Annotated in this window: 11 protein-coding genes; 6 read left to right on the forward strand and 5 right to left on the reverse strand. The window is 71.1% G+C overall.

What is annotated here, in order from left to right; translation table 11 throughout:
* Positions 1-36: 36 nt before the first annotated feature.
* Positions 37-675 carry an arylformamidase gene (kynB, locus tag ASE76_RS07740; protein WP_055837280.1) on the reverse strand — a complete coding sequence of 213 codons (639 nt, stop codon included), beginning with the start codon at positions 673-675 and terminating at the stop codon, positions 37-39.
* A 152-nt stretch (positions 676-827) separates the two neighbouring features.
* On the opposite strand from kynB, the gene ASE76_RS07745 reads away from it, so the two are divergent.
* From ASE76_RS07745 to ASE76_RS07760, 4 genes are all read left to right on the forward strand, one after another.
* Positions 828-2,477, forward strand: coding sequence for an MFS transporter (locus ASE76_RS07745; RefSeq protein ID WP_236698380.1), 1,650 nt, complete (start codon positions 828-830; stop codon positions 2,475-2,477).
* Between the two features lie 249 nt (positions 2,478-2,726).
* Complete coding sequence (locus tag ASE76_RS07750; RefSeq protein ID WP_055837283.1) at positions 2,727-4,151, forward strand: alkaline phosphatase; 1,425 nt, start codon at positions 2,727-2,729, stop codon at positions 4,149-4,151.
* A gap of 80 nt (positions 4,152-4,231) precedes the next feature.
* A complete protein-coding gene (locus ASE76_RS07755; protein ID WP_055837352.1) occupies positions 4,232-5,662 on the forward strand; it encodes an alkaline phosphatase in 1,431 nt (476 codons plus the stop codon).
* A 2-nt stretch (positions 5,663-5,664) separates the two neighbouring features.
* Positions 5,665-6,345 (forward strand): hypothetical protein, encoded by a 681-nt coding sequence (locus ASE76_RS07760; protein ID WP_055837286.1) that lies wholly within the window; start codon positions 5,665-5,667, stop codon positions 6,343-6,345.
* Positions 6,346-6,595: 250 nt separating this feature from the next.
* Here the strand turns inward: ASE76_RS07760 and ASE76_RS07765 are convergent, their stop codons facing one another.
* The 3 genes from ASE76_RS07765 to ASE76_RS07775 all read right to left on the reverse strand — a co-directional run bounded on the left by ASE76_RS07765 (position 6,596) and on the right by ASE76_RS07775 (position 10,612).
* Positions 6,596-8,833 (reverse strand): PhoX family phosphatase, encoded by a 2,238-nt coding sequence (locus tag ASE76_RS07765; protein ID WP_055837290.1) that lies wholly within the window; start codon positions 8,831-8,833, stop codon positions 6,596-6,598.
* Between the two features lie 170 nt (positions 8,834-9,003).
* Positions 9,004-9,339: a hypothetical protein gene (locus tag ASE76_RS07770; protein ID WP_156362586.1), complete on the reverse strand. Its 336-nt coding sequence runs from the start codon at positions 9,337-9,339 to the stop codon at positions 9,004-9,006.
* A 43-nt stretch (positions 9,340-9,382) separates the two neighbouring features.
* Positions 9,383-10,612, reverse strand: coding sequence for a murein transglycosylase A (locus ASE76_RS07775; protein WP_082448185.1), 1,230 nt, complete (start codon positions 10,610-10,612; stop codon positions 9,383-9,385).
* Here ASE76_RS07775 and ASE76_RS20830 point away from each other — a divergent pair.
* Together ASE76_RS20830 and ASE76_RS07780 are read left to right on the forward strand one after the other, a co-directional pair.
* Positions 10,545-10,685, forward strand: coding sequence for a hypothetical protein (locus ASE76_RS20830; RefSeq protein ID WP_168389230.1), 141 nt, complete (start codon positions 10,545-10,547; stop codon positions 10,683-10,685). The two genes, ASE76_RS07775 and ASE76_RS20830, sit on opposite strands and share 68 nt — an antisense overlap.
* 131 nt (positions 10,686-10,816) lie before the next feature.
* Complete coding sequence (locus ASE76_RS07780) at positions 10,817-11,467, forward strand: OmpA family protein (RefSeq protein ID WP_055837301.1); 651 nt, start codon at positions 10,817-10,819, stop codon at positions 11,465-11,467.
* A 90-nt stretch (positions 11,468-11,557) separates the two neighbouring features.
* Here the strand turns inward: ASE76_RS07780 and ASE76_RS07785 are convergent, their stop codons facing one another.
* Positions 11,558-12,202 (reverse strand): response regulator transcription factor, encoded by a 645-nt coding sequence (locus tag ASE76_RS07785; protein ID WP_055837304.1) that lies wholly within the window; start codon positions 12,200-12,202, stop codon positions 11,558-11,560.
* Positions 12,203-12,210: the final 8 nt, after the last annotated feature.

A 12,210-nucleotide genomic window follows, 5' to 3' on the forward strand; every position in this document is an offset into this window, starting at 1 on the left:
TACAGGCCTTTTTCTTCTAGATGCGGGGCATGGAGCTCACACCAGCGACCGCAGCACCGCCCGCACCGGCGAGGCGTCGGCCGCCACCAGCCGCAGGGGCAGCGCGATCAGCTCGTAGTCGCCCTCGGGCACGTCGTCGAGCACCAGGTTCTCCAGCACCCGCAGGCCGCGGCGGCGGATCGCCTGGTGGCTGTCGAGGGTCTTGCTCGTGGCCGGGTCGATGCTGGCGGTGTCGATGCCGACCAGCAGCACGCCCCGGTCGGCCAGCTGCTCGATCGTCTCGGGGGCGTAGCCGGTCAGGGCGTCGTCCCAGCCGGTGGGGGCGCGGGCGTAGGTGCGCACCAGCAGCCGCGGCGGCAGGTCCTGCAGGGCGTGGGCGATGTGCGCGGGCCGCACCAGCGGACCGCAGCCGATGGCGTGGACGACGCGGCAGGTACCCAAAAAGGGCGCCAGGTCGAGCGCGCCGACGGTGGCGCCCTGCGGGTCGTAGTGCAGCGGCGCGTCGGCATGGGCGCCGGCATGCGGCGACAGGGTGAGCGCCGCCACGTTGACCGGGCAGCCCGGTCCGTAGGTGGCCGACCAGGTCTGCGAATAGGGCGTGTCGCCCGGAAACACCGGGCTGTCGGGGCCCAGCGGGGGGGAGATATCCCAGAGGCGGCGGGTGGTGCTGTGCATGGAAATCGACGCTATCACCGGCTTTTGGGTCGTGGTGTCGGTTAATTCCAACGCCGGACGCTGTGCCTGCCAAGTTTCGTGCAGGCGCGGCGGATGCGCCTCGCAACCAGCCGCCCGCGGCCAGGGCGCAAAATTGGCCGCCTATGTCCGCGATGCCGTCCCCTCCCCCGCCTCCCCACAACAACCTCCTCACCGACGACCCCGCCAATCCCGACACCGCCCGGGCCGCGCCGCCGCGCTCCTGGGCGGCGCTGGAGCCGCTGACGGCGCCCACCTTCCGCCTGCTGTGGATCACCTGGGTGGCGGCCAACACCTGCATGTGGATGAACGACGTGGCGGCGGCGTGGATGATGACCTCGCTGACCACCTCGCCGGTGATGGTGGCGCTGGTGCAGTCGGCTTCGACCCTGCCGGTGTTCCTGCTGGGCCTGCCGAGCGGCGCGCTGGCGGACATCCTCGACCGGCGGCGGTATTTCATCTTCACCCAGCTCTGGGTGGCGGTGGTGGCGCTGCTGCTGTGCGTGGCTATCCTGTCGGACTGGATCAACGCGCCGATGCTGCTGGCCCTCACCTTCCTGAACGGCATCGGCCTGGCGATGCGCTGGCCGGTGTTCTCGGCCATCGTGCCCGAGCTGGTCACCCGCAGCCAGCTGCCGGCGGCGATGGGCCTCAACGGCATCGCGATGAACGCCTCGCGGATCATCGGCCCGCTGGTGGCGGGCGCGGTGATCGCCAGCGCCGGCAGCCACTGGGTCTTCGTGCTGAACGCGATCCTGTCGGTGGCGTCGGCCATCGTCATCACCCGCTGGAAGCGCACCGTGGCACCCAACCCGCTGGGCCGCGAGCGGCTCGGCAGCGCGATGCGGGTGGGCATGCAGTTCGTGCGGCAGTCGCCCCGGATGCGGGCGGTGCTGGTGCGGGTGGCGGTGTTCTTCCTGCACTCGACCGCGCTGCTGGCGCTGCTGCCGCTGATCGCCCGGGCGCTGCCCGGCGGCGACGCCGGCACCTTCACCATCATGCTGGCCTCGATGGGCGCGGGCGCCATCGTCGGCGCGCTGCTGCTGCCGCAGCTGCGGCACAGGCTGCGGCGCGACATGCTGGTGCGGCTGGGCACCTGCGTCACCTCGGTGGCGACCATCGCGGTGGCCTTCGCGCCCACCATCTGGATCGCCACGCCGGCGATGGCGCTGGCGGGCCTGGCCTGGCTCTGCACCGCCAACTCGCTCGCCACCTCGGCCCAGCTGGCGCTGCCCGACTGGGTGCGGGCACGCGGCATGTCGATGTACCAGATGTCCATCATGGGCGCGACGGCGCTGGGCGCCGCCTTCTGGGGCCAGACGGCCAGCCTGGTCGGCCTGCACGCCGGCCTGACGGCCGCCGGCATCTCGGGCGTGGTGGTCATGCTAGCGGTGCAGTACTTCCTGGCCGACCGCAGCCGCGAGGAAGACCTGACCCCGTCGCAGGCCTTCACCGCGCCGGTGGCCGCCACCCCGCCCGAGCACGGCCGGGTGCAGGTGAGCATCGAGTTCCGGATCGACCCGGCCCGCGCCGAGGACTTCCGCCTGCTGATGCAGGAAAGCCGCCGCAGCCGGCTGCGCCAGGGCGCACTGGAGTGGCACCTGCTGCACGACGTGCACGATCCGGCGTGCTACGTCGAGCAGATCACCGACGAATCCTGGACCGAGCACCTGCGCCGCTTCACCCGCGTCACCGCCTGGGACGTCGCCCTGCGCGACCGCAAGCTCGCCTTCCACCTGGGCGACGGGCCGCCGGTGGTGCACCGGCGGATCATCGACCGGTGACGGGGCCCGGCGGGGCGCAGGCGGTGGCGCCCCGCTGGCATTCATAGGTCTTTCAGGCCTGTGGCCGGCACCCCACGCCGGCTTCTAGCTACCGAAACCATAGCAATAAGCCTGGGCGATATGCCCGGGCTTATTGCGCCTGCCCGCTCAACAGACAGCCGGTCGCCGATGTCACGCCGCCGTCATGCGGCCGCCCAAGACTGCCGTGCGCTCCCAACACCAGACACACAACAGAAGAGGCGGCTTGCAATGAAGAAATGGTTTATCGCGTCGGCGCTGGCATCGGCCACGCTCATCGCCTGCGGCGGCTCCGACGGGGCGGGCGATGCGGCGCCCCTGGCCCAGAAGAACGTGCTGTTCTTCCTGGGCGACGGCATGGGCATCACCACCATGACCGCGGCCCGCATCTACAGCGTGGGCGAGGACGGCAACCTGACGATGGACACGCTGCCCGAATCGGCCTTCGTGAAGACCTATTCGGCCAACGCCCAGGTCACCGACAGCGCGCCCTCGATGTCGGCCTACATGACCGGCGTGAAGATGAACAACGAGGTCATCTCGATGACCACGCCCACCTCGGCCTTCAACCCGGCCACCGGGGCCGACTACATCAGCGGCGCCGATTCCACCTGCCCCGCCAGCGGCAACGGCGCCGCCGCCACCACCCTGCTGGAGCTGGCCAAGGCCGCCGGCATGGGCACCGGCGTGGTCAGCACCACCCGCATCACCCACGCCACGCCGGCCGCCACCTACGCCCATATCTGCCACCGCGACGGCGAGAACACCATCGCCGCGCAGATGGTGCCGCAGGGCGCCGGCTACAACGGGGCGCTGGGCGACGGCATCGACGTGGTGATGGGCGGCGGGCTGCGCCACTTCCAGCCGCGCACCACCGCCGGCAGCGCCCGCACCGACACCCGCGACCTGGTCGCCGAGATGCAGGCCCGGGGCTACGCCTTCGCCGGCAACAAGAACGAGTTCGGCGGCCTGCCGCCCACCGGCAAGCTGCTGGCGCTGTTCACCTCCAGCCACATGGCCTACGACCTGGACCGCGACGCCTCCAAGGAACCGAGCCTGGCCGAGATGACCGCCCGCAGCATCGACCAGCTGAAGGCCAACGGCAAGGGCATGTTCCTGATGGTCGAGGGCGGCCGCATCGACCATGCGCTGCACGAGACCACCGCCCGCAAGGCGCTGGCCGACACGGTGGCGTTCGACGCGGCCATCAAGACCGGCATCGACAAGATGCAGGCGATCGACCCGGGCCTGAAGAACACGCTGATCGTGGTGACCGCCGACCACGACCACACGCTGGTGCTCAACGGCTACTCGGCCCGCACCGGCCCCAGCACCGCGGCCAACCCCGGCGTGCTGGGCCTCCTGCGCAGCTACGTGAACGGCGCGCTTTCCACCGACACCGGCGGCAATCCGTACTCGATCATCGGCTTCGGCAACGGCGAGAACCGGCAGGCGGTGCGCACCGCGCTCACCGACGCGCAGGTGTTCTCCGCCACCTACCACCAGGAGGCGACGATCCCGGTGGCCGCGGGCAGCGAGACCCACGGCGGCGGCAACGTGTACCTGGGCGCGATCGGCAAGGGCGCCGACAGCTTCGGCGGCACGATCGACAACACGGCCGTGTTCGGCCTGATCCGCAAGGCGGTGGGCCTGTGACGCACGCACCGCACTCCCAGCCCGGCACCGCCATCGCCGCCGCGCCCCGCGGCCGCACCACCTTCGAGAACACCGCATCCATGCACACCCACCGCCCCCTCACCCGCACCGGGCAGGCCGCCGCCGCGCTGTGCCTGGCCCTCGCCGCCACGCTGCCCGCACCGGCGCTCGCCGCCGGCGAAGCCAAGAACGTGATCTTCTTCCTGGGCGACGGCATGGGCCCGGTGACGGTCACCGCCAGCCGCATCTACAAGTACGGCGAGGCCGGCACGCTGACGATGGAAACGCTGCCGCGCTCTGCCCGGGTCAAGACCTATTCGCTCGATGCGCAGACCACCGATAGCGCCCCTTCTATGGCCGCCTACACCACCGGGGTGAAGTCGCGCAACGAAGTGATCGCGATGGACGGCAACACCTTCTCCAGGGAGCCGTCGAGCGACACCAGCGTGACGCCCGCGGTCGCCAACGCCGTCAACAACTGCCCGGCCACCGGCAACGGCGCGTCGGTGCCCACCATCCTGGAGCAGGCCATCGCCAAGGGCAAGGTCACCGGCGTGGTGACCACCGCCCGCCTGACCCACGCCACGCCCGCCGCCACCTATGCGCACAACTGCAACCGCAACGCCGAGTACGCGCTGGCGCGCCAGGCGGTGCCCGGCGGCGCCGGCTACAACGCCGCGCTGGGCAACGGCGTCGACGTGCTGATGGGCGGCATCAGCTACTACTGGCGCCCGTTCAACGCCACCACCCGCCCGCGCGGCCGACCCGACGGCCGCGACCTGGTGGCCGAGCTGCAGGGCAAGGGCTACGCCTACGCCAGCGACCTGGCCAGCCTCAACGCCGCGCCCAACGGCAGGATCATCGCCCTCTTCGACCAGGCGCAGAGCGAAGGCCACATGTCGTACGAGCTCGACCGTGACCCGGCCAAGGAACCCAGCCTGGCGCAGATGACCGCCAAGGCGATCGACGCGCTGGCGGCCAAGGGCACCGGCTACTTCCTGATGGTCGAGGGCGGCCGCATCGACCATGCGCTGCACGGCACCAACGCCAAGCGCGCGCTGGCCGACACCATCGCCTTCGACGACGCGGTGAAGGCGGCGCTGGCCAAGGTCAACCTGGCCGACACGCTGGTGGTGGTGACCGCCGACCACGACCACACGATGGCCTTCAACGGCTACTCGCACCTGGGCAACGACATCCTGGGCAAGACCACCGACTACAAGACCAAGGCCCTGGCCAAGGCCGCGGACGGCAAGCCCTACACCACCCTGGTCTTCGGCAACGGCGGCGGCCCGCGCAAGGCCAGCCGCGACGACATCACCAACGTCGACACCTCGGGCGACAAGAACTACCTGCAGGAAGTGGGCGTCTCCCTGGGCGCGCCCGGCGCCGAGACCCACGGCGGCGGCGACGTGATGCTGTTCGCCACCGGCGCCGGCAGCAACGTCTTCAAGGGCACGATGGAGAACACCCGGGTCAACGCGCTGCTGAAGCAGGCTTTCGGGTTCTGACGATGGGCAGCACATCGATCTTCCGACGCGGCGCCCGCACGGTGCTGGCCGCCTGCGCCGTGGCAGCGGCCCTGCCCGCCCTGGCGCAGGACGCCGACCTGCTGGTGCGCCACACGATAGTCTCGGCCGGTGCCGACGGGGTGAAGCGCACCACCGAGTTCTCCGAGCGGGTGGTGCGCCGGCAGGACCAGGTCTGGGTCGAGCGCATCGTGCCCGCCGGCTGGCATTCGGCCGCGGAGCACGCCGCCGGCGACCACGGCCACCGGCACCTGGACGTGGCCGCCGCGGCCCGCTGGATCCGCCGCGACGCGGCCACCGGCAAGCCCGCGCTGCGGCTCGCCTCGGCCGAGGACAAGGTGCTGGTCGACGTGGCACCCACCGATTACGGCAACGTCGGCTTCGACGGTTCGTGGATGGCCGCCTACCACCTGATCGACCCCGCCTCGCTCAAGGGCCTGCAGGAGAGCGGCACCCGCGGCGACCTGACGACCTACGTGTCGCGCGAACCGGGCCGCGCGCTGACGGTGGTGTGGAACCGCAAGCTGCAGCTGCCCGTCTCGGTGGAGTCGTCGCAGGGCCCGTCGAGCCGCAAGACGGTGGTGCAGGTGCAGCCCATCCGGCCGGCACCGTGGGACGCGACGGCGGCCTACCAGAAGAAGGACTACTCGGACTATCTGGACTAGTCGCGTCGCCGCTGCCCGCGGGCGGCCGCAGCGGGGGCGAACGGCGGGCCATCGGCGACGGTGGCCCGCTTTTTCGTGGGCGGAATTCGTCCGGCGCGGAGATGGACATGCGCACGCCGAATTCGAAAGATTCGTGCCTGTAGTCGGCGTCCGGCGCCGGCCTCCTGCTATCGTATCAATAGCAAAAGGGACCACGAAGGTCCCTTTTGCAGATGGTCGGCGGCCCGCGAGCGGGGCCGCTGCGGGAACGTCAGACGCCGATGCGGCCGCCGTCGTTCTTGGTGATCACCACCGTGGCAGAGCGCGGGCGGCTGGCGCCGCCGTCCGGCCAGTGGCTGCCGAACGAGGCCGGGTTGGCATAGTCCGGCCGGGTGTCTTCGCCCGGGTGCTGCACGTTGATGAAGATCGCGCGGCCGTCGCCCGATTCGGCGATGCCGGTGATCTCGCACTCCTTCGGTCCGACCAGGAAGCGGCGCAGCGTGGTGCCGGGGGCGGCGCCGACCAGCGTCTGCTGCTCGCGCGTCGTGGTGCCGCTGGTGTTGACGACGGTGCGCGCACCGCCGTCGCCCACCTGGCCGGGCACCGCCGCCAGCAACATGCAGTTGGTGACGTCGGTGTAGGCACCGTCGTCGGTCTCGAGCCACAGCAGGCCGGGGACCGCCTGGCTGAACCACATGCCGTCGGGGCTGGAGAAGTCGTTGTCGGCGGTGAGGTTCGACAGGTTGACGTTGCTGCTGGCGGTGGAGCGGGCGCCGAAGAGGTACACGTCCCAGCGGAAGCTGGTGGCCGCAGGGTTGCGGCCGGTGTCGGCCAGGCGGATCACGTGGCCGTTGGGGTTGCCGGTCTGCGCGGTGGCGGCGGTGCCCTTCGGGTCGTTGTAGAAGCGCGGGTTGGCGGCGTCGGTGGCGGTGATCGGGCGGGATGCGGCGTTGGTGTTGGTCAACGTCAGGTACATGTCGCCGTTGCGCGGGTTGACGGCCGTCCACTCGGGGCGGTCCATCTTCGTCGCGCCGGCCACGTCGGCGGCCAAGCGCGCGTTGATCAGTACGTCGGCGGCGTCGGCGAAGGCGTAGGTGGCGTTCGTGCCGGTGATGCCGTTCACGCCCAGCTTCAGCTCCAGCCAGGTGCCGCTGCCGTCGGCGTTGAAGCGCGCCACGTAGAGGCGGCCGTCGTCCATGTACTTGTCGCCGGCGGCCAGGCCGCCGTTGGTGTCGGCCGCGTCCCAGTTGCGGGTCGAGACGAATTTGTAGAGGTACTCGTTGCGCGAGTCGTCGCCCATGTACCAGACCAGCGGCTGGCCGGCGACGACCGGGCCCAGGCAGGCGCCTTCGTGGCCCAGGCGGCCGAGGGCGGTGCGCTTGCGCGGGATGGAATCGGGGGTGAACGGGTCGATTTCGACCACCCAGCCGTAGGTGTTGGCGGCGTTGCGGAAGTCGGCCGCGGCGCTGGCGCCGGAAACCTCGGCGACCCAGCGGCCGTAGATGCGGTCGGCAGTGTCGGGCGTGACCGTGGCCCACAGTTCGCGGCCGGTGCCGGCGACGCCGTAGCGGGCGAAGGCGGTGCGCTCCTTGGCGGTGCGCTTCGGATCGTCGGTGGCGGCGATGCGGCGGAAGTAGCCGGCCCAGTTCTCTTCGCAGGTCAGGTAGGTGCCCCACGGCGTGGTGCCGTTGGCGCAGTTGTTGACCGTGCCGCGGGTGCGGCGGCCGTCGGTCGAGTACTGGGTGACCAGCGCGGCGTTGCCGGCGGCCGGGCCCGACAGGATCATCGGCGTGAGGGTGTGGACCCGGCGGTTGAAGCGCGAGCTGCGGTCGTAGGCCCAGGCACCGGTGGCGCCCTGCGCCACCTCGACGACGCTCACGCCGTGCAGGTAGAACTCGCGCAGCACTTCCTCGGCCACGGTGCGGGTCTGCGCGTTGCCGGTGCCGACGATGGTCTGGCCGCGCGGGTGCAGGTAGGTCGGCGTGATCGCCTCGTGGTTCATCACCAGCAGGCCGCGGTTGGCGCCCTTGTCGTCGCGGGTGCCGGCGGCGTTCATGCCGAAGAAGGTCATGCCGTCGTGGTGGTCGCCGGCGCGGCGGTCGTAGGTGTTGGCGGCATCGGTACCGTCGTTGCGGAAGGCGGGCACGTCGGCCGCCAGCGGATCGCCCAGGCGGTACAGCACGCTGGCGGTGTAGCCGGCGGGCACCACCACCACGTCGGCCAGGCTCTTGGCGACGGCGTTGAAGCCCAGCGTGGGCAGCGGCGAGTTGATCGTGTCGGTGCCGCCGGGGGTGGAGACACTGCCGCCACCGCCGTCGCCGCCACCACCGCAGCCGGCCAATGCGACGCTGCCGAGCAGGGCCGAGCCCGCGGTGCCCACGCCCATGCGCAGCATGCCGCGGCGCGAGAGGCGCGCCGGGATCATGCTGTCCAGCGCTGGGTTGGTCGTGTTGTTGTAGCCGATGTCATCCGGGTCGATGACGGGCGCGGAAATGTGCTTCGCGTTCATGCGCAGGAACCTTTTCGTGGGGTCGTGGGAAGCAGCGGCCATGCCGCTGCGCAAACCCTGTGACCATAGGTAACCCGGATGAAATCTTCATGGCACTGCGATGACAAAGCCATGACACAAGCTGACCAGCCCGGGGATGCGCCCCTGGCCCGGCCGCCTGTGGCGGACGGCTAGAAGAAGCCGCCTTCGCGCACGCAGCGGGCCCGGCCGCCGGGGATCTGGCCATCGATCTGCGCCTCGCGCCCATCGGCGCCGAAGCCGGTCTGCACCCGCACCTGCGGGTTGCTGAACACCGCCTGCTCGGGGCCGATGCCCCCCGCGTCGCGCAGCAGCAGTTCGGCGCCGCGGTAGCCCTGCAGGGTGGCGCTTTCGTAGGCGTGCACGCTCAGGCGCATGCCGTTGTCGCAGCGGTAGCGCATGTCCCGCGCCAGGGGGCCGGTGGTGCAGCCCGCCAGCAGTGCGGCCATGCCCAGCGTGGGCCACAGGATCATCGGTCGTGCAAGCATGTTCATCTCCGTGTCGTCGTCGTGTCGGTTCGTCCTGCGCCGCTCAGCGGGGCCAGAGCACCCAGAGCCGCAGGCCCTGCTTGAGCCGGCCGGCCACCTCGCCGGCATCGGCGCCCCAGCCCGCGAAATAGTCGGCCCGCACCGCGCCGATGATCGCGCTGCCGGTGTCCTGCGCCATCACCAGCTTCTGCAGCGCGGCCGACGGGCCGTACGACGCCAGCCAGACCGGCGTGCCGTACGGGATGCTGGTGCGGTCCACCGCGATCGAGCGGCCGGGCGTCAGCTCCACGCCCTGCGCGCCGCGCGGGCCGAAGCCGGCATCGAGCCCTTCGAGCGGCTCCTCGCGGAAGAACACGTAACGCGGGTTGGTCCACATCAGCTCGCCGGTGCGCTGCGGGTTCTGGGCGATCCAGGCGCGGATGCCGGGCCAGGTGGCATCGCGCGTCTGGCCCTGCTGCAGCAGCCAGCTGCCGATGCTGCGGTAGGGCTGGTCGTTGGTACCGGCGTAGGCCAGGCGCACGGTGCGCACGCTGCCGTCGGGCTCCGACACCCGCAGCCGGCCCGATCCCTGGATGTGCAGCACCATCGCCTCGACCGGGTCGGCCATCCAGGCGATCTCGCGGCCGGCCAGGGCCGCGCGGGCCTCGGGCAGGGTGTCGATCTGCTGGCGGGTGTACCAGGGCTTGCGCATCGGCGACGGCATCTTGTAGAGCGGCACCGTGTGCTGCGCGGTGGGCAGCCGGCTGGCCGGGATCACCGGCTCGTAGTAGGAGGTGAGCAGGCCCTCGGCGTTGCCGTCGGCGGCCTCCACCCGGTAGGGCTGCAGGTTCTGCACCATCCAGGCGCGCTGCTCCTCGGGCGACGCGATCGACAGCCGGCGGATGTCGCCGCAGAGCGATGCGAAGGCCGGGCCCGGCCGCTCGCAGCTCTTGATCCAGGCGTTCCAGGCCTCGAACAGGTTGTCCTGCTGGAAACCCGGCAGCTCGTCCCACGGCGCGGGCACCCAGCGGCTGCGCTGGGCGGGCAAGGTGCCCGAAGGCCAGGGAACGGGCGGCGCGGTGGCGGCCGGCGGGCGCGCGGGCGTCGAGGGCATGGCCGCCGGCGGCGGCGTGGGGGCGGAAGGCTCCGGCGGCGGGCGGGTGGCGCACGCGGCGAGCATTCCTACAATCGCCAGCGTCGTCGCAACCCGCAGGAGTCTTTTGATCATGGGCTTGATTTTGCTCGAAGCCTTGCTCGCGCTGGTGGTGCTGGTGGCGATCGTCTGGTGGACGATGTTCTCGGGCCGCAAGGGCGGCGAGCCGCCCGCACCGCAGGAACCGCGCGACCCGCAGGATCCGCCCGCCTGAACCGGCCGCGGACCCGATTACATGGGGATACCCGCTCCACCGACCGCGATCGAACAATGGGCCATCACAAGAATGGCACGCGCTCCGGCGCGGCCGCCCCGCCCCGTTCCGTCCATCCCCAGGAGTACTCCATGAAAAAAATCATCCTCGGCGCCACCGCCGCCGTCATGCTGGTCGCCGGCTGTGCCGACATGAACATGAGCGACACGCAGCGCCGTACCGCCATGGGCGCCGGTGCGGGCGCGCTCGGCGGTGCCGCCATCGGTGCGGTCGCCGGCGGCCGTGCCGGCACCGGAGCGGTGATCGGCGCGGGCGTGGGCGCCCTCGGCACCTACATCTGGTCGCAGCGCATGGAGCGCCAGAAGCAGGAGATGGAAGCCGCCACCCGCGGCACCGGCATCGGCGTGACGCAGACGGCCGACAACCAGTTGAAGCTCGACATCCCGAGCGACATCTCCTTCGACACCGGCCGCGCCAACGTGAAGTCCAACTTCGCGCCGATCCTCGACCAGTTCGCCTCCGGCCTGCAGAACAACCCGGGCGCCACGGTGCGCATCGTCGGCCACACCGACAGCACCGGCAGCGACGCGATCAACAACCCGCTCTCGGTCGACCGTGCCGCCAGCACCCGCGACTACCTGGTGATGCGCGGCGTCGACACCCGCCGCTTCACCATCGAAGGCCACGGCTCGCGCCAGCCGATCGCCTCCAACGACAGCGGCGACGGCCGCGCCCGCAACCGCCGCGTCGAGATCTACGTGGGCGAGGCACCGCGCGGCTGATCCGGACCCCTGCAGCACCGGGCGCGATCGCCCGGCGTACATGAAGAAAGCCACCCGCGGGTGGCTTTCTTCATGGGCGGCGAGATCCGTTCAGGCCGTGTTGCGCAGCAGGTTCGCCAGTTCCACCGCCGACTTCACGTCCATCTTGTCGAACACCCGCGCCCGGTGCACCTCCACCGTCCGGACGCTGATGTCGAGCTGGTCGGCGATCAGCTTGTTGGGCAGGCCCTCGACCACCAGGCGCATCACGTCGCGCTCGCGGTCGGTCAGGTCGGTCATGCGGGCCTGGACGCCGCGGGCCGACCGGCGCTGGGCCAGCACCTCGGCCGAGCGGCGCAGGGCCTGCTCCACCCGGTCGACCAGGGCGTTGTCGGAAAACGGCTTTTCGCAGAAGTCGAAGGCGCCGCGCTTGACCGCATCGACCGCGGTAGGCACGTCGCCGTGGCCGGTGAGGAACAGCACCGGCATCGCCAGGTGCAGGCCGCGCTCGACCAGGCTGTCGAACAGCGCCAGGCCGCTCATGCCGGGCATGCGCACGTCGAGCAGCAGGCAGCAGGGCTGGTCGAACATGCGGCCGGCCGTCTCGCCGCCGCCGCGCAGCATCTGGTCGAATGCCAGCGCGCCGTCGTAGGTCTCGCTGAGCAGCCGGCGCGAGCGCAGCAGCCAGGCCAGGCCGTCGCGCACGCCGGCATCGTCGTCCACGACGAAGACGAGAGCATCCATTCCGGGTTCCATCGCAGTGC

Source organism: Xylophilus sp. Leaf220, assembly GCF_001421705.1.
GTDB lineage: Bacteria > Pseudomonadota > Gammaproteobacteria > Burkholderiales > Burkholderiaceae_C > Xylophilus.